General features: G+C 38.4%; 25 protein-coding genes. 12 read left to right on the forward strand and 13 right to left on the reverse strand.

Annotation, left to right across the window (positions count from 1 at the left end):
- Nucleotides 1–69: 69 nt before the first annotated feature.
- Both AC07YT_RS11725 and AC07YT_RS11730 read right to left on the reverse strand, forming a co-directional pair.
- The gene (locus tag AC07YT_RS11725) at nt 70–2,523 is read right to left on the reverse strand and encodes a hypothetical protein (protein ID WP_086547973.1); all 2,454 of its coding nucleotides are present in this window, start codon (nt 2,521–2,523) and stop codon (nt 70–72) included.
- Complete coding sequence (locus AC07YT_RS11730) at nt 2,489–3,514, reverse strand: hypothetical protein (protein WP_494945323.1); 1,026 nt, start codon at nt 3,512–3,514, stop codon at nt 2,489–2,491. The genes AC07YT_RS11725 and AC07YT_RS11730 overlap by 35 nt, the downstream gene beginning before the upstream one ends.
- Before the next feature lie 30 nt (nt 3,515–3,544).
- Here AC07YT_RS11730 and dtd point away from each other — a divergent pair, with 30 nt between their 5' ends.
- From dtd to AC07YT_RS11745, 3 genes are read left to right on the forward strand one after another with little or no spacing between them, the layout of a single operon-like run.
- A complete protein-coding gene (gene dtd / locus AC07YT_RS11735; protein WP_086547971.1) occupies nt 3,545–3,997 on the forward strand; it encodes a D-aminoacyl-tRNA deacylase in 453 nt (150 codons plus the stop codon).
- 29 nt (nt 3,998–4,026) lie between these two features.
- Nucleotides 4,027–5,577 (forward strand): glycosyltransferase family 39 protein, encoded by a 1,551-nt coding sequence (locus AC07YT_RS11740; RefSeq protein ID WP_494945324.1) that lies wholly within the window; start codon nt 4,027–4,029, stop codon nt 5,575–5,577.
- Nucleotides 5,567–5,896 carry a nucleotide pyrophosphohydrolase gene (locus AC07YT_RS11745; protein ID WP_025143974.1) on the forward strand — a complete coding sequence of 110 codons (330 nt, stop codon included), beginning with the start codon at nt 5,567–5,569 and terminating at the stop codon, nt 5,894–5,896. The genes AC07YT_RS11740 and AC07YT_RS11745 overlap by 11 nt, the downstream gene beginning before the upstream one ends.
- 44 nt (nt 5,897–5,940) lie before the next feature.
- Here AC07YT_RS11745 and AC07YT_RS11750 read toward each other — a convergent pair whose 3' ends face one another.
- Entirely contained in the window at nt 5,941–6,252 is a 312-nt protein-coding gene (locus tag AC07YT_RS11750) for a DUF4286 family protein (RefSeq protein WP_086547969.1), read from the reverse strand.
- Between the two features lie 108 nt (nt 6,253–6,360).
- Between AC07YT_RS11750 and AC07YT_RS11755 the strand changes: the two genes are divergently transcribed.
- The 5 genes from AC07YT_RS11755 to AC07YT_RS11775 all read left to right on the forward strand — a co-directional run bounded on the left by AC07YT_RS11755 (nt 6,361) and on the right by AC07YT_RS11775 (nt 8,517).
- Nucleotides 6,361–6,624, forward strand: a complete 264-nt coding sequence (locus tag AC07YT_RS11755; RefSeq protein ID WP_086547968.1) for a hypothetical protein — start codon at nt 6,361–6,363, stop codon at nt 6,622–6,624.
- Between the two features lie 161 nt (nt 6,625–6,785).
- A complete protein-coding gene (locus tag AC07YT_RS11760) occupies nt 6,786–7,175 on the forward strand; it encodes a hypothetical protein (protein WP_086547967.1) in 390 nt (129 codons plus the stop codon).
- 22 nt (nt 7,176–7,197) lie between these two features.
- Nucleotides 7,198–7,401 (forward strand): hypothetical protein, encoded by a 204-nt coding sequence (locus AC07YT_RS11765; protein WP_086547966.1) that lies wholly within the window; start codon nt 7,198–7,200, stop codon nt 7,399–7,401.
- A gap of 2 nt (nt 7,402–7,403) precedes the next feature.
- Nucleotides 7,404–7,967 carry a hypothetical protein gene (locus tag AC07YT_RS11770; RefSeq protein WP_086547965.1) on the forward strand — a complete coding sequence of 188 codons (564 nt, stop codon included), beginning with the start codon at nt 7,404–7,406 and terminating at the stop codon, nt 7,965–7,967.
- Nucleotides 7,968–8,154: 187 nt separating this feature from the next.
- A complete protein-coding gene (locus AC07YT_RS11775; RefSeq protein WP_086547964.1) occupies nt 8,155–8,517 on the forward strand; it encodes a hypothetical protein in 363 nt (120 codons plus the stop codon).
- A 404-nt stretch (nt 8,518–8,921) separates the two neighbouring features.
- On the opposite strand, the gene AC07YT_RS11780 is transcribed toward AC07YT_RS11775, so the two are convergent.
- The gene (locus AC07YT_RS11780) at nt 8,922–10,745 is read right to left on the reverse strand and encodes a tetratricopeptide repeat protein (RefSeq protein ID WP_086547963.1); all 1,824 of its coding nucleotides are present in this window, start codon (nt 10,743–10,745) and stop codon (nt 8,922–8,924) included.
- A gap of 228 nt (nt 10,746–10,973) precedes the next feature.
- Between AC07YT_RS11780 and AC07YT_RS11785 the strand changes: the two genes are divergently transcribed.
- The 3 genes from AC07YT_RS11785 to AC07YT_RS11795 all read left to right on the forward strand — a co-directional run bounded on the left by AC07YT_RS11785 (nt 10,974) and on the right by AC07YT_RS11795 (nt 15,302).
- Complete coding sequence (locus tag AC07YT_RS11785) at nt 10,974–12,857, forward strand: S9 family peptidase (protein WP_086547962.1); 1,884 nt, start codon at nt 10,974–10,976, stop codon at nt 12,855–12,857.
- A gap of 3 nt (nt 12,858–12,860) precedes the next feature.
- Nucleotides 12,861–14,534, forward strand: coding sequence for a sensor histidine kinase (locus tag AC07YT_RS11790; protein ID WP_086547961.1), 1,674 nt, complete (start codon nt 12,861–12,863; stop codon nt 14,532–14,534).
- A gap of 78 nt (nt 14,535–14,612) precedes the next feature.
- Nucleotides 14,613–15,302 carry a response regulator transcription factor gene (locus AC07YT_RS11795; RefSeq protein WP_086547960.1) on the forward strand — a complete coding sequence of 230 codons (690 nt, stop codon included), beginning with the start codon at nt 14,613–14,615 and terminating at the stop codon, nt 15,300–15,302.
- Nucleotides 15,303–15,461: 159 nt separating this feature from the next.
- Here AC07YT_RS11795 and AC07YT_RS11800 read toward each other — a convergent pair whose 3' ends face one another.
- From AC07YT_RS11800 to AC07YT_RS11815, 4 genes are all read right to left on the reverse strand, one after another.
- Nucleotides 15,462–16,718: a metallophosphoesterase gene (locus AC07YT_RS11800; protein ID WP_086547959.1), complete on the reverse strand. Its 1,257-nt coding sequence runs from the start codon at nt 16,716–16,718 to the stop codon at nt 15,462–15,464.
- Nucleotides 16,719–16,807: 89 nt separating this feature from the next.
- Nucleotides 16,808–18,295: a P-loop NTPase family protein gene (locus AC07YT_RS11805; protein WP_086547958.1), complete on the reverse strand. Its 1,488-nt coding sequence runs from the start codon at nt 18,293–18,295 to the stop codon at nt 16,808–16,810.
- Between the two features lie 158 nt (nt 18,296–18,453).
- Nucleotides 18,454–19,551, reverse strand: a complete 1,098-nt coding sequence (locus AC07YT_RS11810) for a vWA domain-containing protein (protein WP_029274175.1) — start codon at nt 19,549–19,551, stop codon at nt 18,454–18,456.
- Nucleotides 19,552–19,671: 120 nt separating this feature from the next.
- Entirely contained in the window at nt 19,672–20,553 is an 882-nt protein-coding gene (locus AC07YT_RS11815; RefSeq protein ID WP_086547957.1) for a carbohydrate kinase family protein, read from the reverse strand.
- Between the two features lie 92 nt (nt 20,554–20,645).
- Here AC07YT_RS11815 and AC07YT_RS11820 point away from each other — a divergent pair, with 92 nt between their 5' ends.
- Entirely contained in the window at nt 20,646–21,071 is a 426-nt protein-coding gene (locus AC07YT_RS11820) for a YybH family protein (protein ID WP_086549433.1), read from the forward strand.
- Between the two features lie 228 nt (nt 21,072–21,299).
- Here the strand turns inward: AC07YT_RS11820 and AC07YT_RS11825 are convergent, their stop codons facing one another.
- From AC07YT_RS11825 to AC07YT_RS11845, 5 genes are all read right to left on the reverse strand, one after another.
- Nucleotides 21,300–21,914: a sugar O-acetyltransferase gene (locus AC07YT_RS11825; RefSeq protein WP_494945325.1), complete on the reverse strand. Its 615-nt coding sequence runs from the start codon at nt 21,912–21,914 to the stop codon at nt 21,300–21,302.
- A 115-nt stretch (nt 21,915–22,029) separates the two neighbouring features.
- A complete protein-coding gene (locus AC07YT_RS11830) occupies nt 22,030–22,908 on the reverse strand; it encodes a cupin-like domain-containing protein (protein WP_029274179.1) in 879 nt (292 codons plus the stop codon).
- 128 nt (nt 22,909–23,036) lie between these two features.
- On the reverse strand, nt 23,037–23,822 hold the full coding sequence (locus AC07YT_RS11835; protein ID WP_086547956.1) for a DUF3050 domain-containing protein: 786 nt from the start codon (nt 23,820–23,822) through the stop codon (nt 23,037–23,039).
- 80 nt (nt 23,823–23,902) lie between these two features.
- Complete coding sequence (locus tag AC07YT_RS11840) at nt 23,903–24,784, reverse strand: cupin-like domain-containing protein (RefSeq protein WP_086547955.1); 882 nt, start codon at nt 24,782–24,784, stop codon at nt 23,903–23,905.
- Nucleotides 24,785–25,115: 331 nt separating this feature from the next.
- Entirely contained in the window at nt 25,116–25,667 is a 552-nt protein-coding gene (locus tag AC07YT_RS11845) for a fasciclin domain-containing protein (protein ID WP_086547954.1), read from the reverse strand.
- Nucleotides 25,668–25,994: the final 327 nt, after the last annotated feature.

The raw sequence follows: 25,994 nt of genomic DNA on the forward strand, positions 1-25,994 counted from the left end.
GCGTTGCTTCGGTCGAGATGACGACTGCATTTTTATTAACTAACTTAACTTCTTAATGGTCAAACGTGACTATTGCGTTTTTGGCCTGATAAAATCTCCCAGATAACTGCATTCGCCAGCTGCGACAGCATAAAAAGGCGTTTTTGCATAACTAAACCTTAATTCTTTAAGATAAGGGTTGTTATAATTTGCCTTGATAAAATTTCTCCATTTCACATCTTTTTTATCGTAATAATAAAATGATAGCGGATTGGCATTCATGATAATCTGCTTTTGCAAACATTTAGCCAACATAAAAGTACATTTTGCCTTAAAATCGGCATTGGTACTTAATGCCCTGGCTTTTAAATACCAGGCTTTTGCTGTTTGCGCTTTTTTATAATCGCCATCATATACATATTTTGCCGGGTTGCTGTTGTCATATGATGACCAGTCGTAGCTGATTAAAAACCAGCTGTTGCCATAATAACCAGTTTGATAAACAGCATTCGCCATTTTGTAATAATAAAGCGCAGCGTTCTTTTTATCGCTAATGCTTAATTTCTGTAAGCGGAGCATTTCGGCCGCAAAAGCTTTTTTGGTAATGGATGCTTTCGCCGTTACATACTTTTTCGGATAATCGTTTATCGTTTCGATGAAAGGATTAGCATAAAGTTTTGCATTAGATTCATCTCCATACCAGTTTTCTGGATTAAAATATTTATAGTTTGGAGAAACCTTTGCAAACATTTGAACAGCCTTATCGTATTGATGTGTACGTAAATAAGTAGTACCGTACAATTCATAAAAGTCATCATTTTTAAGTTGGTTTAAGGCTGAGGCCAATAAAGCAGTAACATCATTACCAGCTGCTTTTGTTTTGTAAACGGCCAGCCCCTGCATACTTTTCGGGCTCAAATTTTTCTGCCAAAAAGCAATGCTTTGATAACTCATATTCTGGAAAAGCGAATTCTCTTTTAAGGTTTTGTATTCCAGGTCGCCTTTAACCATGGCTAATGCTGCTTTTGCGGTATCGCCCATACTCAAATAAGCTGGAGCCAATAACTGCTGATAAAAGTTTCTGGTCGTTCTGCTAAAGCGTTTGCTGGCGCGATCAGTATCATAATAATATGGCCCTTTTGGTTGCTCACTGTTTTCTGCAAAACGTTTTTCATCAAGCCATTTTAAGGTCGGCAATAAATCGTTCTCATTAAAAGGATTTCCTTTTTTGATGTTTTTGGCCTTGATCAATAAATCGGTGATTCGATATTGATCGCGTAATCTTTCCGGTAATTTATCTGGTTTTAATATGGCCAGGTAATTTGAGGCTAAGAAATCTTTATTCTCCATCCATGATAAATAAGCGGCGGTTAAGGTACCCAGTTCAGGCTGAGGATATTTCTTCTCCGTGGCCAGTTTTACAGCAAAATTCCTGATTTCATTCAGGTGTTTTAGGTTAATATTTTTTAAACTGTCTTTATATTTCGGATTGCCATTATCAGAAAAATAATAATTATAGCCAATTTTGGCAATATCGTTTGCCTCGATAAGATCTTGCTCTAATTTGTTTACTTCGCGCACCAGCAGCGTGCCGTTAAGCTGGCTTTTCGGTTCGTACTGATAAACTTTATTCAGGCTTTCTATACCCGAATCAGCATCACCAAATCCATTTATTGCCCAAATATTGGCTTTCTCGTTATTGGTTTTGGCATATTTCAATGCCCCATTAACGGGCGAACTGGTATAATAATAATTTTTATAGGCCTGGACTCGTCGTTCGGGATTACTCGCAAAAACCTTCGAGAATAAAAAGGCCGATTCTTCAGGATTGCCCAACCTGCGCGTCGATCCGGCATACAATGCCAATGCCCAGCCCTTAACCGAACTGTTGAGCTTGCTTGTTTTAATATATTTCTCGTAAGTTGATTTACTTTCGCTGTGATAACCGGCAAAATGGAACATACGTTGCGATTGGTAAGCATAACGTAGTTTCAGGAAATCGTCTTTTTCAGCTTCTGTTAATTTCAAAGCTTCTTTGGCTTTTGAGCCCATCGTTGTGGTATCGCGTGGTTTTGGGTCCCAAAGACTAAAATCTACATTGGCCAGCGGTTCGCAGCTTTTGGCGAATTGATAATACTTTAAAGGTTCTTTGCGTTTGCTTAAGGCCTGGATAAAACTGTTCTGTTGTAAGCTATCCGGTAATTGAGAAAGATTTCCATCAAAATTCACCAGTTTTACATCAGTGGCACTGTCGGTTTTGTACATTACTTTTAGCACATCCTCCTTTTTTACGTTGAGGTATTTTGCCCATTCACGGCTGTTGATATCAGGCTCGCTTTCTATATCCGTTTCACTGTTCAGGTACACCATCTGGTTATAGGCGAAGGGAGAATATTCATCTCCTTCAATATTGTTGTGGAAATAAGAAATGTAATAATCGTAGGGATCTATCTCACCGCCACAGGCAAGATTTACGGCAATTTCGCCGAAAAAAGTAATCAGGAATACACTAAAAATTAGCGATAACTTTTTGAAGGTCTTCATGGGTAAAATGTTTTAATAGGTCGGTGTCTAAATGGTAGAAAACAAGATTCCGGTCTCTGGGGGCTAAATATCGTGATAAAAATTTAGAGGTATGTAGTAAATCTTCAGGAGAAATCTGTTCCCATCTTACCACATCGCCCTGTTTTAATCCAGCTGCGGGATAATCAGCCAGCAAGTCGTAGAGAATGGAATTTCCCCTCTGCTTAAAAAGTTTTTTATCCTCGATCTGGACTTTGCCAATCCGCTTTGAAATACCTCCGTATTGTTCGTTCCTGAATACCACTGCCCATTCGAAAATGGGTAAGGCAACATCAAGTGCTAAGGGATATTGCTCCAGATAATCCTTAAGGTAAACATCCATTTCGTGCTGATCCAATATCGAATTCTGTTCGCCGTATTTACGCAGGTTACCCATGTTGTAACACATTAACATGCCTTTCTCTACCGGGGGAACCCCGCTCGACACCATATTTTTGATTTGGTGCAATCGCAAGGTTACCGAAATGGTTTTGCCCTTTAAAAGTGGGTTATCCATTAATTGCGCTAAAAATTTAAAATACCTGTTTCTGGTGCCTTTGGTCCAATCGCAATCTATCTGAAGCTCTTGGTAGTTTTGTTGTCCAGACTGTTTTACCTTAGCCTCCACAAATTTAGCAATGCGATTGGCCATCACCGCTGTTTGCATGGTGTCAATCTTGTCAAAAACCTGGTTTACGATAAATACAACAGGAATAATATGAACCTGTTTAGGTAAAGGATCTGAAAATTTAATCGGCGAAACAGGCACTGGGAGTTGCAGATCAGGATTAAAATCTACATCCATAATCCGTACGTATAAAGATTTCGACTTAAATTGATCGAGATAACCGGTTTCTGCTTTTTTGTTTTTATAATCAGTTTTCCAATAATAAAAAGTTGGATGAACAATTGATTTTTGCCTGCAACCAAAGAAGAGAAATACAGAAACCACTAAAATACTTATCTTGCGCATATCAATTTTATTGAGCAAAAGTAGTATAAAATGCGAGCAGTTTTACAAAGAGTTACACAGGCAAGTTGCACGGTTGATGAAGTGGTAACAGGAGCAATTGAAACCGGATTTTTAGTGTTGTTGGGTATAGAAGATGCCGATACTTTAGAGGATTTGGATTGGCTGGCGCAGAAAATTATCGGTATGCGTGTTTTTGGAGATGAAAACGGATTGATGAATAAAGCACTCGCTGATGTTGGTGGCGACATCCTGTTGATCAGTCAGTTTACATTATTCGCCTCAACAAAGAAAGGGAACCGTCCGGGTTTTACGAGGGCTGCACGACCAGACATCGCCATTCCGCTGTACGAGAAAATGATCGAGAAATTATCCGGATTGTTAGACAAAAAAGTAAAAACAGGGATTTTTGGGGCCGATATGAAAATCGCTTTATTAAACGACGGTCCGGTTACGATATTGATTGATACGAAGAATAAAGAATAGGCCAAATTCGCCCAGGTATGGAAAATAAGATGAATCATAAAAAGTCGAAGTCTGCTCTGGTAGATTTAGGGATTCTTGTTTTTTTCGTTATTTTAAAACTGATTTTACCTTTCTTATTGGTCAATGCGGCTTATAGCTTACACCGTGATGAGTTTTTGCACTTAGATCAGGCCAATCATTTGGCCTGGGGCTTTCAGTCTGTACCACCGGTAACTTCCATATTTGCGCTGATTATTAAATTATTGGGTAGTAGCGAGGCGGTAGTCCGTTTGGTATCAGCCAGCATCGGCGGGGCAACCCTGGTATTTACCTGGAAAATTGTGGAAGCCTTAAAAGGCAATTTATACGCTAAAGCCTTGTCGGCCATTGCCTTAATCTGTTGTGCTATTGGGCGCTTAGACTTACTTTTTCAACCGAATGCATTCGATATTTTAAGCTGGACAGCTGTTTATTTCATCCTGATCAGGTTTTTTGATACGAAAGAAAATAGATTTCTTTATTTCCTAGCCATTGCACTAGGGCTGGGGTTTTTAAACAAATACAGTATTGTGTTTTTGGCTGCGGGTTTAATTCCAGCTTTGCTGATCTCGAAGCAACGAGCGGTTTTCAGGAATAAACATCTTTATTTTGCGGCCTTGCTGGCCTTGTTCATCATGCTGCCTAACCTCATCTGGCAATACACGCATCATTTTCCGGTAGTTGGCCATATGAAAGAATTGGCCGCAACACAGTTGGATAAAATTAACCGGATCGATTTCCTGAAAGATCAGTTGCTCTACTACTTTAATGTTATTTTTATTGTTTTGGCTGGGATTATCGCATTGCTGTTTTATAAACCTTTTGCAGCTTTCCGTTGGGTAATTTTTGGCTTTATAATTTCCCTAGGTTTGTTTACCTGGTTTAGGGCAAAAGGATATTATGCTGCTGGTTTGTACCCTGTTATTATTGCAGCAGGATGTGCATATTTTAGCCTTGTTCTTCATAAGGGTTGGAAAAAATATCTGAAAGTATTGATGATTGTTTTGCCCATTGCACTATTTAGCATTACCATGAAGTTTGCCTATCCGGTTTTAAGTCCGGAGCAGATTATAGCCAAACACGATAAGTTTGGTAAAATAGGTATGTTGCGTTGGGAAGACGGTTTACAGCACGATTTGCCGCAGGATTTTGCCGATATGCAGGGCTGGAAAGAAATGGCTGCCTTAACTGATCTAGCCTATGCAAAGGTTAAAGATAAATCTGCTTTGCTGGTTCGGGCTGATAATTACGGAGAGGCTGGGGCCATCAATTACTACTCGAAGTTTAAAAATATCAACGCTGTAGCTTACAACGCCGATTATTTGTACTGGTTTAAAATGGATAAACCGATTAAACATTTAATTTTAATTAGAGAGCTAGGTGAAGAAGATCCTCAGCGTAAAAAAGAACAGCCGTTTTTTGGGAAGATTACCAAAATTGGTGAAGTAACTACGCCATATGCCAGAGAAAAAGGCGCAAGTGTCTTTTTACTCGAAGATGCCCATATCGATATTAACAGTAGAATCAATTCAGAAATAGAAGAAGAAAAACATGACCATTAACGAAGCACAGGAAACCGTAGACCGTTGGATTAAAACTACAGGCATCCGTTATTTTAACGAACTGACCAATACCGCCATTCTGATGGAAGAAGTTGGAGAAGTTGCCCGTATCATGGCCCGTAAATACGGTGAACAGTCGTTTAAAAAAAGCGATGAAGAGGTAAACCTCGCCGATGAAATGGCTGATGTAATGTTTGTTTTAATCTGTCTGGCTAATCAAACGGGCATAAATCTTACCGATGCTTTAGAGAAAAATCTGGAGAAAAAGAGCATCCGCGATGCAGACAGACATAAAAATAACGAGAAGCTTAACCCCTAAATCCCCTAAAGGGGACTTTATATTTCTAAGGCTGTAAGCCCCCTCTAGGGGGTTGGGGGTACAAACTCCATCAAAGTTCTGTACGCCACAAAGCGGTTTTTGTATCTTTCGTTTAGCTCAGCCTGTAAAGCAGGTGCAAATACTTCCTGGTATTTATTATAGTTCTCTAATGTTTCAGCAACATATTGTGCACAGTAGGTTACGCCTTCATTCGGCGAATCTACCACCTTTAATAAACGGTTAGAAACAAACATTCCCGTAGCCATAACCTGTGGGATATGGATTTCCTGCATCCACTGTAACCATTCTTCAGCTGCTGCATCATCTAAGATGAGCGTAACATTATATAAAAACATGGCACAAAGGTAGATAATATATAAATGCTAAAAAATTGATGAAGATGGATTTTATTCTTTAAAGTGATGTGAATCGTTTAAATTTGCCAATTCCCATTGTTTTTAAGCATGATACGAACTAACAGCTCTCAAAAAATAGACAACTCGACACGCAATTACATTTATACAGGTTACCTAACTGCAATTTTCGGCGGCATTCTAGGGCTGGTTATTGGTTGGGATTTAATGAAAAAGCGGAAAACACTGATTACAGGTGAAAAAGTGTTCTCTTATTCGTTAACCGACCGGCAGCATGGAGCAAGAATTCTGATCTTAGCCGGTATCTGTTTCATTTTATTATTAACGCTGACTATTATTGCACTGGATGCTTAGCGTTGAGCGTTAGGCGACAAGCGTTTGGCGGTTGGGTACAATTAACCCCCTGAGCGTAGCCGAAGGGTATACCATTAACCGATTAACCAAGAATACAGTTCTCAGTTAGCAATTTGCAGTTACCAATGAACCAATGACAAATGAACTAATTAATCTGCTATATGCCTGATTTTTTAACCTTCCAGCGATTTAATGATAAAGCAGCAGCTTTGGCACTGGCCGAAACATTTAGAGAAAATAGGATTGAGTGCGGGTTGGAAGATGTTTCTGAAAATTTTGATGTCTCGTTTGCCAATAATGAAATCAATAAAGATTTTAGAATAAAGTTGAAGCCTGCAGATTTTGAACGGGCCGACACTCTGCTGCTTCAACTGGCGGAGAAAGGTTTAGCAGATATCGATCCGGGATACTATATTTTTGATTTCAGTGACGAAGAACTGAAAGAAATTATTGAAAAACAGGATGAATGGGGCAGCCTGGATTTTTTACTGGCAAAAAAAATATTAAAAGAACGCGGTGTAGAAGTAGAAAGAAGGGTCGTCGAAGATTAAAAATAGTACAACTTGGGGACGCATGTACAAAAGTAAATTTGATGGACTTTGGTGGTCTGTTGACAAAACAGGGCATGGAGGAAGTAAATTTGAAGTTTTTACAGAAACACCAAAAGGACTGGAATGGTATAAAGATGCTGATGGATTTGGAAATTTTATACAAGATAAATACAAGGGAGAGACTGGGAAATTTATTCCGTGGAGCAAATTAAAATCGGTTCAATAAAAATGACAATACTAAACTCAACTAATAATCAAGATTTTCCATTTGAGTGGGTCAATCTTGATTTTTTCCCAGATAGCAAGGGAAGTAGATATGAGATATATCTAAATAAAAACAATAATCTTTTAGAAGATTTATTGCAGATGTTCCGTTCTTTATTTCAAAGTGTAGACAATAATATTAAAATATATAACTATTCTTGGTGGGACTTTTGCTTAGATACTTGGGATATAGAAAATGATGACTACAATTACGAATTAACAGGTAAGTCTAATGAATCGAAAGCTTATTTAAAAATGCTGCAAAGTTCCTTTATTGAGAAAGACTATTCTGGTATATGTACATGTAATGATTGGAACAAATTCTTACCATTAGTTCTAACCTGTATCTTAACTCATCAGGCTCCATATAGTCCGCTATTTTTTAATACTGAAGAAGATTTTTTCTTTTATTTTCATCATACTGGTAGCATTGGATTTTATCATAACTCTGAGAGGACTTCGGTAAAAAAAATAATGAGCATTGCTGAAAGAGAATATCGAATAGTGGCTTATCCTCCTCCCTGCTAGTCCGAGCGGATTGCAATTAGACAAATGGTGCTGGTGCGAGTTTTTAACTCGTACCAATAAAAAACCTCACTAGCGCAAGTCTTAGTGGGCCAGATGACTTGTGCTTTTAAAATAATCTTAGCCTGGCGATTGTGCCGGGCTTTTTACTTTTCCAGCATTTCGAGTTTGATGAGCCTGGCTTTAATATATGCCTATACAATATGTGGATTTAGATGGATTAGAGCCAGCAAAAAAATCTAAAGAGCCAGGCCTAGCAGAAGCCGATGTTAGTCAGATCCAAACACTAAAAGAAAAAAGGTTAGAAGCGTTAGCTGAGCCTGAAGAAAGTCCGAAGGTGCTGATTGTAGCGGGCTATATTTTGGCTGTTGTTGGAGGATTAATAGCCATCATCATCGGAGCTTATTTACGAACGCATAAAAGAACATTGCCTAACGGAGAATGTGTATTTAATTACGCTCCGGCAGACCGGGCACATGGCGAAAGGATTTTGATTATAGGTATTTTAGCGTTAATACTTTCTGCTGGGTACCAGTTTATGAAGTATATTTAATCTGGTTTAGTGTTCGGCGTTAATTAATCTTTTATTGACCATTAAGAAGTTAAGAAAATTAAGGTTTTAATGATTTTTATGAGTCATTTATTAATGAATAATTGAGGGGAGTAAATCGCTTGCTGGCTGACGTTTCGCCGGTAGCAATCATAACAATAAAACAATTAGCGCAATACGATTAACCAATACTGCAGTTTATTTTATCATCTCAAGATAGATCTCTCCATTCCACTGCGTTCCAGTCGAGATGACGACCACTTTTGTCATCCTGCTCATCGGTTTCATAACGACGAATGGAAAGATTAGGTGAGTAACAATTAACCAGTTTAAACAGTTAACCGATTAAAACAATTAACCGATTAACAATTACGAATGAACTAATGACTAATGAACCATTGAACCAATCAAACACCATCTCCGCGTAAGTTCCTAAACCTTTTTCTGGCTTCGGCACTGAACATGCTGCCCGGGTAATCGGTAATTAACTTCTGGAAATAAATTTTGGCCTGCGCGATATCGTTCAATTTCTTTTCATAAAGATCACCTAAGGTAAAAAGGGCATCGTCTGTCCAGATACCATCTTTAAAGTCCTCAGTTACTTTTTTCAGTATATCGGCGGCTTTTTGGAAATCGTTGGCTTTGATGAAAATTTTTGCTTTGCTCATCATTATCGCATCTGTCAAACTATTTTGTGGAAAGGCTATCGCAATACTATCCATTTTTTTAACGGCGCGTTCGGGCAGGTTCCTGAATAAAAGCATCTCGGCATCAGCATACATTTTTAGCGCATTACTATCTGCAGGGGTTTGAATATTATCGTTAATCAGTAAACTCAGGTTCAGGGCATCGTTTGCAATGAGTTGTGAGGTTGCAGCCTTTAAAACCAGGCATTGGCCATTGCTGTAGTCAAAATTACCCTGATAAAAGGAAAGTTTAGCACTCCTGAAACGTGCTTCATTTCCCACAGGTTGTCCTTCAAACTGTTTGCTCACCTGTTCGTATACCAAAAAAGCTTCCCAGGGCTGGTTGGTTAAAATATAAATGTCGCCTAAATCGAGTTTTAGCTGGCCTAAGTCCTGATCGCTAATGCCAGGCATTTTTATCGCTTCTTCCAGTTCTTTTTCTGCATTGCCGGGTTGATTTAAATAATAAGCCTGCAAATTTGCCAGTTTTTTTATCGCGAACAGGGTGTTCCTATTTTTGCCATTTTCGCCCAATAAGGCCTGATAATCTTTCGCTAACAAATCAAGATCAGCTACCGTATATTTCCCGTTGGTACGCAGGTTATACTTCGTATTCAGCATTTCTATTTTCGAAGGAAGATAATACTGGTTATCCTTTCCTTTGGTTAGCAAGTAATCGTAGGCTTTAATTGCGGTTTCGTAGGCACCATTATCCACAAAGGTATAAATGGCATTAAATAAAGTGCCGCCATCAGCTTTGGTTCGTTTATCGTAGGCAATAAGCTGGCGCAGGGCCATGTCAAATTCCTGTTGCTGAATATAGTTCCAGGTAAGTAACTGGATATAAATTTCGGCGTCGGGCTCTTTCTGCACTTTTCTTAAAATGGCCGCCTGAAAGGTTTGGTAATCGTTTTTATCTTCAAAAATAGAAGCCAGTACCGCTTCAGCCTGCGGTAAAAGCTGCGGCATTGTTCCAAGCGCATCAAGATACTCCTGCATGAGCATGGGTTTATCCTTTTTAAAACGGTAGATGTTTAATAACTCAAAGGCAAATAGCTGATCGTTGCCCAACAGTTTTCGGCCCTGTTTAAAGGTTTGAACCGCAAACTCATAATTTTCAAAACGGTAAAAGCTATTGGCTAAATTTCTGATCTTAAACTCATCTTTGGGAAGTTTGCTGATCACATCGCTGAAAATTTTATTTGAATTTTGCGTATCGCCTTTCTCCTGATAAAGTTTGCCTAATGCTATGGGATAAATATCGTTCTGCGGATTTTTTTTGATTTCCCGTTTAACCACTTTTTCTGCCACATCATAACGCTTCAGTTTTAACAATGTATTAAAGTAAATATCGAAATAGGCTTCGTTATTGGGAATGGCATAGAGTTTTTCCAGTAGCACAACTGCCTTTTCATAATCTCCATCCTGGTAGTATTGTATAGCCAGACTACTTTCATCAGGGGCAATCTGTTGGTTGGGACGAAAAATCTGTGCATTGGCCCCAAGCGATAGCAATAAGAATATGATGAAAAACAAGCGGTTCATAAACCCTAAATTATAAGTTTTAAATGTAACATTTTAATACATCTTTAGCTAAACCGCCAATTGATATTAAACGTATTTTAAATGTTACCTGTATTTTATTTTGTAGGTATTTTATAAATACTAAATTGAACCACGACTTATTATTGATTGCATAAGTAACATTGTTGGTGTAAATCGCGGTTAAGTTGTTGTGATACTTATTTTTGTCATCCCGTAAAGGATTTATTTATGCTAAAAAAGATTTTTCTATTGTTAATGGTTGCATTGATTTGGGCTTGTAAAGGCACGGACAATGATACTATTCCTGTGGACGATTTTTTTAAAACGCAGGATAAAGCCTATTATCGCATTTCTCCGGACGGGAAAAGTCTTTCTTATTTAAAACTCCATGATAAAAAACTTGATCTTTTTGTGGAAGATCTGGCCACTGGAAATAGTGTTCAGTTAACCCATTTGAATGGAAAGAATATCAGTTTTCATTTCTGGACCAGCAATAATGAGTTGATTTATTATACTGAAGACGAATCTAAAGAGCGTAAATCGGATATTTTCGTCATCAATAAAGATGGAAGTAAGCAGGTTCAGCTGAGTGCCAACGAGAAAAATAGGCTGAGGGTAATAGAAGATCAGTTAATTGATGATAAATATATTATTGTTGCATCCAACAAACGCGATTCGACGGTTTTCGATGTTTATCGCTTAAATGTTCGGAATGGTAAGATGGATATTGCGGCCAAAAACCCTGGTAACATTACCGAATGGATGACGGATAACAGAGGGGTATTGAAAATTGCAGTAGCGAGCGACGGGGTGAATGAAACCTTAATGTACCGCGAAAACGAAAATCAAGCCTTTGCTCCGGTAATTACCAATAATTTCGAAACCACTTTACAGCCAATTGCTTTTTCAGAAGACCAACCGAATATACTCTATGTTATTTCTAATGTAAATAGGGATAAGAATGCACTTGTGGCACTCGATTTAAAAAGTGGTAAAGAAAAACAGGTGCTTTTTGCAAACGATACCTTAAACGTAGTTGATGCCAAATACTCGCGACCACAAAAGAAAATGCTTTTTGTAACCTGCGAAACCTGGAAAAAGGAAAAATATTACCTTGACGATAGTACCAAAATTACCTATTCGAAAATAGACCGGCTTTTGCCAGGCACCGAATGGAAGATTATGGATAAAGATAAAATGGACAAGGTTTTTGTAGTAAGAACATTTACCGATAAAAATCCAGGCTCTTATTATCTATATACGGTTAGCGAGAATAAACTTAAAAAACTAACTGATATTAGCCCATCTATTAAACAGGGCGATATGAGTGCCATGAAACCCATCTGTTTTAAAAGTTCTGATCATTTAACCATTAACGGCTATTTAACCTTACCCAAAAATAAAAAGGCTGTTAATTTACCTGTTGTGGTTTTGCCACATAATGGCCCTGCAGGAAGAAACAGCTGGGGTTATAATGCAGAAGTTCAGTTCCTGGCTAACCGCGGTTATGCTGTTTTGCAGGTAAACTATCGTGGATCTACCGGTTATGGAAAATCTTTTTATGCGGCTGGTTTCAAGCAGTGGAGCGATAAAATCCAGGAAGATGTTAATGATGGCGTAAAATGGTTAATTGCCAAAAAAATTGCCAACCCTAAAAAAATCGCCATTTATGGCAATGGTTTTGGTGGTTATATCGCATTAAATTGTTTGTATAAAAATCCCGATCTTTATAAATGTGGTGGATCAAATTCAGGTGTAATCAATTTGTTTAGTTACCTGAAAACCATTCCGCCGTTTTTAAAAGCGAATCTGCAGATGTATTATGAAATTGTTGGCAATCCGGTAACCGATACCGATTATATGCGGTTTGCATCGCCTGTTTTTCATGCCGATCGCTTTAAATCTCCTGTTTTTATCGCACAAAATCCTAAAGATCCGCGTGTTAATGTAGCAGAAGGCGTTCAGTTTATTAAAGAACTGAAAAAACGAAATGTTCAGGTTACCTATATCGAAAAGGAAGAGGGACCAAACCCGATTGTCCGCCAGCAGAGTAGAACGGCTTTGTATAAAGCTTTGGAAGAATTTTTACAGGAAAATCTAGGTAAGAAATAGGGTATGGCCTTAGATAAAAAAAGTGGTTATCGTAAAAATTTCTCCCTCGGTGTAACCTTCATTGTACTCATTTCCATTCTTTTTATCCTATCGCTTTTTTTAGCGTTTAACTATAGCAAAAAATCGATTGAGAACGATTTTGTATCTGAAAAAGTCAATGTGCTCGAGCAAAGTATTAAACCTTACAACGATTTCTTTCAGAATAAAATGCCCGAAGTTTCTTATTACAGTGGCTTTTTAGATTCTTCTACAGCAGCGAAGTTTGTAGATACCGTGATGTTAAAATACCCTTTTATCTCGAAGGTTACTTTTTACGATACGGAGGTGAAAAATGTTCCTGTAAAAGATGGGATCAATGCCAACCACCTGGGCATTGGGCCGAAATCTATTTTCCAGTTTGGTAAGGGCGTAAAGCCCGATTCGGTAAAATTGTATTCAGAAGATGATACCAGGTCTTTTAATGTAGGGAGCGATTTTAATGCAATTGCCATTAAACTGGCCACTTTTGTTGAGGATCTTGATACTGCATCGGTACCTACACAAGAAGAGCTGTTTACCAATTTTTCTATCGTTAACTCGAACGAAAATAAAATCACCTACCTTAATATTCCCCGTCGCGAGGATTTAAGGATTTATAAGGATATGATCAGGCGCAAGCTTAACCCGGCTCCCGTTTATCCACAGGATGTAATGGTTTTTAAATTGGATGCGCATAAAATAAAGATCGTTAATACAAGACCTTTGTTGTACCAAACCATCAGGATTGAACCTTTAACTTACGATCCGATTGATACTTCTGATGAAAATATTACTACTGAAATAGCCTTGCCTGGTGCATTTTCTGATTTTAAGCTGTACCTCATTTCATCAAAATCTTACATCAAGAAAGAAATTTTTATTTACTTCATGCCAATTGCCCTGGTGCTCTTGCTGGTATATGGGGTGCTTTTATTGGTTGCTTTTTTAATTTACCGTAACCTGAACATCAATAGTAAAATGTTTAAGTTGCAGTACGATTTTGTGAATAACCTTACGCACGAGTTTAAAACGCCCGTCAGTGTGATCAAGATTGCAGGGAACAATATTAAAAGTGCTACTGCACTGAGCCAAAGGGAACAGCAGCTTTATGGCAAGATACTGGATGAAGAAGCCGATAAACTGAATGGTTTAATGAACAAATTACTGGCCTTTACGCAGATCGAAAATAAGGCAATTAAGCTGAACCAGGAAGAGGTTAATATTGTTGACTTTATAGAGAGCACCATCGAATCGCATACATTGAAGCATCCCGATTTTAAGATGACCTATGAGGTGGTGGGCTTTAAAACCTTTATTACCGATCCGGTGTTATTGGGGAGTTTATTCGATAATCTGGCAGAGAATGCCTATAAATATTCGAAACCAGAACAGAAAAAATTACACATTAGCGCAAAGCTGATTAAAGGGGTACTGGTTTTCCGCTTTGCCGATAAAGGGATCGGTATCGCAGCATCAGAATTAAACAATATATTTAAGAAGTTTTTCAGGATTCAGAATGAATATAACCAGATGGGCAGTGTAGGCCTGGGTTTGGCATTCTGCAAAGAACTGGTTAACTTTATGGAGGGAGAAATCTCGGTAAAAAGTAAAGTAGGAAGTGGTACCGAATTTAAAATTGTACTGCCTTATAATAGTTAAAATTGGAAAGTTAAAAGTTGGACTTAATCTTCAAACATTATAACGTTTCAACATTACAACCGTATAAAACACATACAAATGTCTAAAGAAGTAAAAATATTAATCGTAGAAGATGATGAAAATCTTCGCTTTCTTGTGGCCCACCGTTTAAAGGCTGAAGGTTATACTGTGCTTGAAGCAAATGATGGCGAAGCTGGTGAAAGAATGATTTTGGCCGATCAGCCTGATATTGTTTTATTAGATTGGATGATGCCGGGCAAACAGGGCGCCGAAGTTTGCGAGAATGTGCGCAAGCAGGGTTTCGAAAACCTTATTATTATGATGACTGCCAAAGCACAGGATGTAGATAAAATCGACGCTTATAACTTTGGTGCATCTGATTATATCACCAAACCATTTAACATGGATGTTTTAGTGGCGATGTTGGAGAGCAAAGTGAAATTTATCGTGAATAAAGATACCGCTGAAATTCACCGTTTTGGTAATATGGAACATCATCCAAACATCCACACGTTGTTCAGGGATGGAAAGAAAATTGAGTTAACGATATTGGAAAACCGTATCCTGCTTTATTTCCTGCGTAATCCTGGTAAGGTAATCAACCGTGATGAATTAATGCTGGTGGTGTGGGGTTACAACTCTGATGTAAATACCCGTACGCTCGATATGCATATTGTGCGCTTACGCAAGAAGATAGAATTGAATCCCGATAATCCGCAGTTGTTACAGACAGTAAGGGGTGTAGGGTATCGCTTTAACGCGGGATAATTATATTATGACGTCAGATGTTACCATCTGACGGTTATATACTTGTATAATAGTCGTCATTTCGACCACAGTGGAGGAATCTAATGAATGATTCACTTATTTATCTTTTATAGATTTCTCCATTTCTTTGCAATCAATCGAAATGACGAATTTTAATATCTATGCCCGCTTTAAGGTAAATATCGTGATCTCCGGTAAAATGCCAACCCTACCCGGATAACCTAAAAAGCCGTAGCCTACATTAACGTAAAGCTGTTGCTTTTGCTCCTGGTATAAACCTGCCCATTCTTTGTAAATGTATTGCACCGGGCTCCATTGAACTTCCTTTAAACGAACACCAAACTGCATGCCGTGGGTATGTCCGCTGAACATGGCATCTATTTGCGGGTATTTTTTCAAAACCTCTCCGCGCCAGTGTGAAGGATCGTGACTCAGTAATAGTTTAATGGGTAAATCATCCGTATTTTGAACCGCCTGCTCCATTTTCCCATATTTTGGGAAACGGCCCATTCCCCAGTTTTCGATCCCTAAAATCCCGATTTCTTCTCCGTCTACTTTTAACCTGCGGTTTTCGTTCATGAGCAGGTCGTAACCCATTACTTTATGTACGTCAACCATATCTTTCAGGTTTTTTACCTTGGCAGGAGAAGATTCTTTGCCAAAATAATAATCACCGTAGTCGTGGTTGCCTAATGATGAATATACACCGAGGGGTGCTTTTACTTTCGAAAATATATCCTGATAATCTCTTACTTCATTGGTCAGGTTGTTCACCAAATCGCCGGTAAAAAAGACGAAATCTGGTTTCTCGCCCAACAGCATTTCTACACCGCCTTTTACGGCTGTTTTATTGTAAAAACTTCCGGAGTGGATGTCGGAAATCTGTCCCATGGTGATCCCGTCAAAAGCCTTCGGTAAGTTAGGGAGGATTAAATTTACCCGTCGTACCTGATAATCGTATGCGCCGGAAATAATGCCCCAGCTTAGCGAAGTTAAGGGCACTGCCGCGGCCACCAATCCGGCTTTAACTAAAAATTCAGAACGTGAGATGGGTTCTGCCACAGTTGCTGCACTTTGTGCAGTTGAAACTTCACTTTTTCTGTTCCTTCTAAAAATTTTAATGAATAACCTGCGTAAATCATCCAGTACCAGAAAAGGCAACATCGCCAGTTTACAGGCCACTGTTAAAAAGAAAGCCACCAAAATAATGGCCCTTAACGTAAGGAAAAGGTTGAGGTAAATGCCACAGAAAACACCAATAATCAATAATGCGCTATAAGTCCAGTAAACAATACCAAATATTTTTTTAGTAGTCGGTTTCCATTTTTTAAAAACAGCAATAATGGCTTTATAGCAATAAATATCAAATGCAATAATAAAAATGCAGGCGGCAATGATAAAAGGTAATCTTCCCATTATGTTTAGGGTTTGTAAATAAAAAGCTTCGACAGATTCTTCCTAGAGAAAGAATTTGTCAAAGCTAATCAAATTAGAGAAATTCAATATTATCTGAAATCGTCTTCGTCCTCTTCTTCATCAAATTCGGCGTTAAATAAACTGCCAAACATATCAGCGAAACCGAAGCCGCCATTTAAAAAGTTTTTGCTCAATTGTGAGTACTCGGCTAAACCATGCAACACGAATTCCATTAACAATAAAGTCTGGTTTTCGCTTAATTTAGGATGAAATTTCTTGACCAGATCATATAAACCAGGCACCAGCATCAACGCTTTTTTATACTGTGCATTGGTTAAAGTATCGGTAACATCAACATTATTACCTTCGGTAAACCATTCAGTTACTTCGGTATAAGGGTTGGCCGTTTTGCTTTTTTTCGCTTTTTCAGGATCAGGGAAGTAACGTGCAAATAAAGTTTTAACTGCTTTGCCAATTAAGGTGGTGGCAACATGTGCTGGGCCCTCCAGTTCACCTTCGTAAACCAGTTCAATTTTACCGGTTATTGCCGGGATAATTCCTGCCAGGTCAGATAAGCGGATAAAAGTATTTTTCTCACCAGCAATCAGCATTCTTCTTTCTGCTGTGCTGATTAGATTTTCATAAGCCGAAATGGTTAATCTTGCCGATACACCCGATTTTTGATCGATATATTCGCTTTTACGCGCCTCGAAAGCAATCTGTTCAATCAGGTCTTTCACCAGACCATCAGCTTCAATATTGGCTTTTTGATCGGCGGTTAGTTTTGCCTCCTGAAAAGTGATTTTACGAGAAATTTCGATGGTTTTAGGGTAGTGGGTTAAAATCTGACTTTCAATCCTATCTTTCAAAGGGGTAACGATACTTCCACGGTTGGTATAATCTTCAGGGTTTGCGGTAAACACAAACTGGATATCCAATGGTAAACGCAATTTGAAACCACGGATCTGGATATCTTTTTCCTGTAGCATGTTAAATAAGGCCACCTGGATACGCGCCTGTAAATCGGGCAGTTCATTAATCACGAAAATGCTGCGGTGTGCACGCGGAATTAAACCAAAGTGGATTACACGTTCATCATTATAAGTTAATTTTAATGTAGCAGCTTTAATCGGGTCAACATCGCCAATTAAATCGGCAACAGTAACATCCGGTGTGGCCAGTTTCTCGGTATATCTTTCGCTGCGGTGCAACCAGGCAATTTCGGTATCATCGCCTTTTATGGCAATTTCGTTTTTCGCATACCATGAAATTGGGTTCAATGGATCATCAAAAATCTCACTTCCGGCAACATATGGTACATATTCGTCTAATAGGTTTACCATTAAACGGGCAATACGTGTTTTTGCCTGCCCACGTAAACCTAAAAGTAAAATATTATGGCGCGATAAAATGGCGGTTTGCAATTCAGGAATCACCGTTTCATCATAGCCTATAATGCCTTCAAATTCGGTTTTTTTATCGCGGAGCACTTTAATCAGATTTTCCCTAAGCTCTTCTTTTACAGATCTCGATTTATATCCTGTTGTTTTTAATTCGCCTAATGTGGTGTTTTGCATCTTTTTAAAATCGGTTTTAAGGTTTAGGGTTTAGGGTTGCAGCGCACAGCATTCAACCATTAAATCTTCGCCTGTTTAAAATGTTTTCTTAGACTCGTTAGGTAGGTATTTACGGCATTGGGTTTTGCCTTAAACCTTCCACCTTTTTGCCCTCTACCTTATTTAACTGTCTTACGTCTGTTTTTAATGTAATCTTCAAAAATGTATTCGCCCAAACCATTTAAGGAGCTATAAAAAGCCCTGCCGCCGTTAATTTCGGTAAACTGGCGCACAAACTGTTGCAGATAAGGGTCTTTGGCAATCATAAATGTCGTAATCGGGATCTTCAGGCGCTTACATTGAGCTGCCATGTTTAAGGTTTTATTAATTACCTTCCTATCCAAACCCATACTGTTTTTATAATATTTGCCATTTTCTTTTAAGCAGGTTGGTTTTCCGTCGGTAATCATGAAAATCTGTTTATTATGCGTTTTCCTGCGGCGGAGTAAATCTGCAGCCAGTTCTAAGCCTGCATAGGTATTGGTATGGTAAGGGCCAACCTGTAAATAAGGCAGGTCTTTCACGCTAATTGGCCAGGCATCATTTCCGAAAACCACAATGTCTAAAGTATCTTTAGGGTATTTCGTTTTAATCAGCTCGGCCAAAGCCATGGCTACTTTTTTGGCAGGCGTAATCCTGTCTTCGCCATATAAAATCATGGAGTGCGAAATATCAATCATCAATACGGTAGAAGTTAAAGTTTTAAAATCCTTTTCCTCTACTTCCAGATCACGGTCGGTTAAAGTGAAATCGCCAATGCCATGGTTAATCTGTGCATTGTGGATAGAAGCCGTCATATCAATCTGATCTAAACTATCCCCAAAACTATATTCGCGTCTATCGGCATTTTTCTCTTCACCAACGCCTGATTGATTACTGTTGTGATTTCCCCGGCCTGATTTTTTGAGTTTCCCGAAAATTTCATCCAGTGCCGACTTGCGGATTGTCTGCTCGGTTTTAGCCGTAATTTTAAACTCGCCAGATTGATTGTCTTCTGTCAGATAACCCTTGTCTTTCAGGTCGTCGATAAAATTGCCAATACCATAATCGTTATTGGTGAGTTTATATTGCTTGTCGAGTTCGTTCAACCAGCTTAAAGCCTCTGCGGCATCTCCGGCTGTATAATTCAGCAGTTCGCTAAATAATTTCAGCAACTCATCAAACCCACCCTTTGGCGCATCGCCCGGCTTATAATCAGAAAAACGAAAACCTCTCATGTGCTTGTATTAACGATTTATCGAAGATAAAAGTTTCGCTTTGCATTAATTTAAGCGCGGTGTCATTTTTAGAGACAAGCAGAAAGGTAAAAGTCGTGTTTCCGTGGCTAAAAACTAAAGCTAACCCAACGCCATATGATAAATCTTTTTATTGTACTCAGGATTAGCGCCAGCTTGCGAGGCTACAAAGGCGCCAACTTTGCAGGCATTATCTAATGTAGTTTCCATTGGGTATCCTTGCAAATAGCAAGCAATAAACGTAGCTAAAAAGGCATCGCCTGCACCCACTGTATCGGCTACCTGTACTTTGTAACCTGCATGTTTAAACAGTTTGCCGTCTTTTAAAACACAGGCACCTTTATCACCAAGTGTAAGGCAGATGATTTCAATATTAAACTGACTGGAAAGCTGCTTTAAAAGTTGTTCGTCTGTATTACCGCTCAAGCCAAAAGATTCTTTCACCCATAAAATTTCATCTTCATTTATTTTTAAGATATCTGCCTTAGTCAGAAGCTCAGCAATTAATTCCCTGGTATAAAACGGAGCGCGGAGGTTGATGTCGAATATTTTAGTTTTGGCATTTTCTAAAAGTTTCAGAATGGCTTTTTTAGATTGTTCCGATCTACAAGTTAAGCTGCAATATACTAAAGCATCTGCCTGTTTAACAGCAGCAATATTTTCGTCGGTAATTTTGATATCATCCCATGCCACGGGTTGTTTAATGGTATAAGTAGCCTGATGGTTTTCGTCAAGCTGTACCACAACCGTACTGGTCGGCAATTCGCTATTTACCTGAATCAAATCAGTTGCAAAATGATTGCTGGCTAAAAAATTAAATAATTCCTTGCCATTTTCATCATCGCCAACCGCACTAATAAAACTGCTCTCTATACTTTGTTTATGTAAATTAAGGGCAACATTCATGCTCGAGCCGCCAGCTTTTTTACCCTCTGGGAAAACATCCCAGAGTATTTCGCCAATTGTGATTACTTTATTTTGCATAGAAGATTTATAGATGTGTAAATAAAGAATTTTTACGCATGGAACAAAATAATTTGTTTCATATCTTTAATTTTTACCTCAACTCAGATAACATGAAAAGAATACTTGTAATTGCATTGTTTTTAGCTTCTTTTAGTGCTTTTGCGCAAAATGCGAAAGATAAACAGGCCATACTTAATTTACTCGAAAAGCAACGTACAGATTGGAACAAGGGCGATGTTGAAGCCTTTATGCAAGGTTATGAAAAATCAGACAGTTTACTTTTTGTAGGTAAAAACGGACCAACTTATGGCTGGCAAAAAACGCTGGATAATTATAAAAAAGGCTATCCGGATAAATCGGCCATGGGATTTTTGGTGTTTGGCATTAAAAAGGTCGAATTTTTAAAACCTGATTTGGCTTTTGTATTAGGCAGCTGGAATGTTAAACGCGAAAAAGACGAGCTTAAAGGATATTTTACACTTCTGATTAAAAAAATTAAAGGCGAGTGGAAAGTAGTTGCTGATCATAGCAGCTAATATAAACGGGTTCTCATTCCTAGCTTGATTGGGAATCATAGTACAATAAGCTTATAGAATTGTCATCCTGAGCTTGTCGAAGGATCTGCCAAACCTGTATAAGGCGTTTCGACAGGCTCAACGTGACAATTCTAATGAAACTAGATTTATAATACAGCCTCTAGAATAAATTTAATGGCAATAAAATCGCCCTTCTCATACATCCCGATTGGAAATCGGGACGATTATTTATTCCCCCAACTTAAAATCTTTGTAATAATAATCCTTATCCGCATCTGTTAACTGGCGGATTACCCGACACGGGTTTCCTGCAGCGAAAACATTATCCGGAATATCTCTGGTAACCACACTGCCTGATCCGATGACTACGTTTGAGCCAATGGTAACACCCGGATTAATCACCACGTTTCCACCAATCCAAACGCTGTTGCCAATGCTAACTTCCTGCGCCCATTCATATTCCTGATCGCGTAAATGTGCATGTATCGGATGCCCTGCAGTATAAATGGCTACGTTTGGCGCAATAAAAACACTATTGCCGATGCGTACCTTAGCGCAATCCAGAATCACCAGGTTAAAATTTGCGTAAAAGTTATCGCCGATTTCGATGTTGTAGCCATAATCGCATCTAAATGGCGGTTCTACATAAAACATCCTTTCTGTTTTTCCGAATAACCTTTTTAATAATTCTTTCCGTTGTTTGATAAATTTCGGTGCCAGGTTATTAAATTCAAACACAATTTCACGTGCTTTTAATCTTTCTTTTGATAGTTCTTCGCCGCCAGCCTGATAAGCTTTGCCAGCCAGCATTTTTTCTTTTTCGCTAAGTATGTTCGTATCCATTTTGGTATCTGGTCTTTTTAAATTATGCTAATCTTAAGCATTCAGAAAGCAATAATAACAAAAACGGGGCTATCGTAACCGATGCCCCGCTGTATTTTACTTTTTCAATACTTTTTTATGGTCTGCCTTTGGCTAAAGCTCTTTCAGCAATTTTAACTGCTTTTTTCTCTCTCCAGTGGGCATATTTTTCTTTGAAAGTCATTTTGATTAAACTGTCGATGGCGCCATGGGTAAATAAACTCCAAACGCTCGCCACTTTTCGGGTAATCGATTGATCCCAGGCCCTTAAACTTAACGAGAACGAACCATCCAGATATTTCATCCAGTGCCACATTCCGGTAGGCATAAATAAAGTATCACCATGTTCTAAGAAAACCTCGTAACCTTCTACACCATTCAGTGCCGGGAATTTTTCGAAATCAGGATTGGCCACATCGTAATCTTCTAATGCATAAGTTGCATTTGGTAAGCAATACAACCTGTCTTTCCATTTATTATCGAAAAGAACAATGTGTTTTCTGCCGCCAAAATGCGTATGGAAAATATGTGGTAAATCGATGTCGTAATGTAAAAAGGTTACCGAGTTAGAACCACCAAAAAACATAGCAGGCATACTTTCGATAAAACCACCCATTAAATCTTTAGGGATTTTTACATCATTAATTAAACTAGGTACTTTTTTAAACAGGTTAAAAAAGAATATACGCAGTTCCGTTGGCTCACGTTTAATCAGGTCAAGGTAATCGCCGAACTTCATGTGTGCTGTAGCCGCATTAATCGGTTTTGATGGATCGGCTTTAGAGTTGTCGTAAAGCGGAACTTCAAGCTCACCGCCAATTTCTTTTAAATATTCAGTCGTCCATTTTTCTCTGGCAGGCCAGTCTTTAGTTAGGCCCCTGATTACTAACGGACGTTTAGTTTTCAGATAATTTTTCTTAAAATCTTCGGGAGTGATGCTCTCAACGATATCAACAGGTTTTAAAATGAAACTCATGCGCTTAAAATCGGTTATTTGTGCCGAACAACAAATGTGTAAATTTTATTTTACAAAATTGATGTTAACAGGTAAATGTGACTAAAATCACGTAATCTAAAATTAGTAAATACTTAACAATTTAATAATTACGCCTCAACTTTATTTTGAACAATTTCAGCATAGGCAGCGTCCCACAGGTCGATCCTTTTCTGTAAGGCTTGTTTTGTGGTCTCTTCTGCCTCTGCCCAAAAGGCTTCATCTTTTTCACAAAGCTTCTCTGTCATCGAGAGTGCCAAATGGCTATGGTGATCGCCATCTACTTCGATATGGCGCTCTAAATAGTATTTAAAGATCGAAACTTTATCAGCCTGGGTACTGTTCAGGTCGTTTACCATACTGAAAAACATGTTTGGAATTAAATCCTCGCGGCCAAAAGTAAAACTTGCTGCCTGTAAATGTGTTTTTCCGCTGTTAATGGTATCGAATGTCGCATTAACAAAATCTTTTGCTGTAGCAGGTACCTCAGCAATTTCGAAAGCCTCATTAAAGCTTTTTCCGTTTTTTAGTTCCTGTAAAAAGATATTGATGGGTTTTGTATTGGCACCACATTGCTCCATGGCATCCAGGTAGAGTTCAAAATGGCTCTTAATCGCCCCGTTGGCATCCACATCCGATTCTTCACCTGCAACTATTTCATTAATCAGTTGACGGGTAACCGGATCGCCCACCGGGAACCAAGGTAGGGTAGTGCAGGTTAAATTAATTTGTAAAGCTTTAAGTAGCGACATAAAATCCCACACGGCAAAAATGTGGTGTTCCATAAAAATCCGGAGATCTTCTATTTCACTAATGGCCGAATAAACTTTATGGTTAATAATTTCCTGCCTAAGTGGCTCTATTTTTTCCTGGATTTTTATAATGTTAGGATGCATGTTTGAGTTTTGTGTTGGGAGTTAAGGGTTTGGCGTCCAAACCTCATCATCCTATTTAATCGTTGTCTTTATTCTTTCGCTTATTTTGGCAAATTCTTTTCCAGTGCCCTGCTCGCTCTTTTAATGGCAAGTTCCTCTTTCCATTGCATGTACTTTTCGCGGTAGTTTGCTTTCATAAAGTCGTCAAATTTACGCTGTAAAGTTAAGTTATACAAGCTTTTTGCTTTTACGGCCCAGCTTTTATCCCATGCCCTTAAACTAATTGAAAAAGATCCGTCCAGGTATTTCATCCAGTGCCAGTAACCGGTTGGCATAAATAAGGTATCGCCATGTTCTAAAAACGCTTCAACGCCCTGAACACCTTTTAATGCGGGGAATTTATCAAAATCGGGATTTTCTACATCATAATCCTCCAGGGCATAAGTGGCATATGGAATCTGATATAAACGTTCTTTCCATTTGTAATCGAATAAGATGACATGTTTTCGTCCATTAAAGTGTGTGTGAAAAATGTGCGCTAAATCGATATCATAGTGCAAAAAGGTTACCGAACCTTTACCGCCAAAGAACATATTGGGATAGCTATCTAAAAAACCACCCATCAAATCTTTTGGAGCGATATAATCTTCGAGTAGTTTTGGCGCAAACTTTATGGGATCGAACAAAAAGATGCGCAGATCGGTCGGTGTTTCTTTAATCAGGTCTATATAATCGCCAAATTTCATTTCGGCAGCAGATGCATTTATAGGTTTAGAAGGGTCGGCTTTAGCACTGTCGTAAAGTGGAACAGTTTTATCGCCCACCACCTCTTTCATGTATTCCATCGTCCATTTTTGGTATGCCGGCCACTTTTTGGCCATATTTTTTATAACCAAAGGTTTACGTGGTTTAAGGTAGTTCAGCTCGAAATCTGATTTAGATATGTCTTCAACTACATCTATCGGAGATAAATTGAATTTCATGTTAAAAAACTATTAATACAGCAAAATTAAATAGTTAAAAAACACTAAACATTACAAATGGAAAAACTTGAAAAAAAACTGACAATTCATCAAAAAAAGTCAGAAAGTATATTGGTGATAAATAAAAAACGCCCCTACGTTTAAGAAAGGACGTTAGTTTTATAATCACACGGGACGTGACGTATGTTTTTAATAAGGATATCTTCCAGTGTTGTGTATATATGTACGATGAAAAAATAACGACGGATTTTAAAAGATGATTTTTTATAAAAGCAAAAACGCCCAGACCAAAGCCAGGGCGTTTTATACTGATTAAAAGGATATATCAATTTTACTTCGGCATTAAAACGGTATCCACTACGTGGATCACACCATTTTTTTGATAAACATCTGCAATGGTTACGGTACTCATTCCACCTTTTTCATCTTTTAAAACTAATTTTTTACCTTCCATCCAGGCCCAAAGTTTGCCGCCTTGTACGGTTGTAAGTTCAGCTTTGCCACCACCAGCTTTAATTGCTTTTGCAATGGCTTTGCTGTCCATTTTGCCGGCAACAACATGGTAAGTTAAAATCGTAGTTAAGGTTGCTTTGTTTTCTGGTTTAACCAGATTGTCTACCGTTCCGGCAGGAAGTTTATCAAATGCAGCGTTTGTTGGTGCAAAAACAGTAAACGGACCAGCACTTTTTAAAGTTTCAACTAAACCTGCTGCTTTTACTGCTGCTACCAGTGTGGTATGGTCTTTTGAGTTTACGGCATTATCTACAATGTCTTTAGTCGGGTACATGGCTGCACCGCCAACCATTGGATTTTTTTGAGCGTAAACTTGTGTGGTAAATGCCATGGTAATTACAGCAAATACGGTTAAGATTAAATTTTTCATTATTTCTAATTTTTAAGTTTCTGTTATTTGATTCCATTTACGACGGCTTACAGATACTTGGTTTTTAGAAATAAAATTTATTGTTTAATGGATTGATTATTAAATGATTAATTTTTGTTTTTTGATTTTGAAAAGGTGCTGCAGTGGTTCTTCGGAAATTACATTCCCGCTTTTTGCTACCTTCGATGAAGAATCGAAACCGCTGCCATCCCTTAGGTTTGAGAAAGATTATCAAAGAATTAAATTTGACAAAGGAAACCTTAAAAGCAGAGGTGAACTATGCTGCGATCCAGACTTACGATCTAGAACCTGTAACAGACCTCTGCT

It is taken from the genome of Pedobacter sp. GW460-11-11-14-TSB4, from assembly GCF_059423705.1.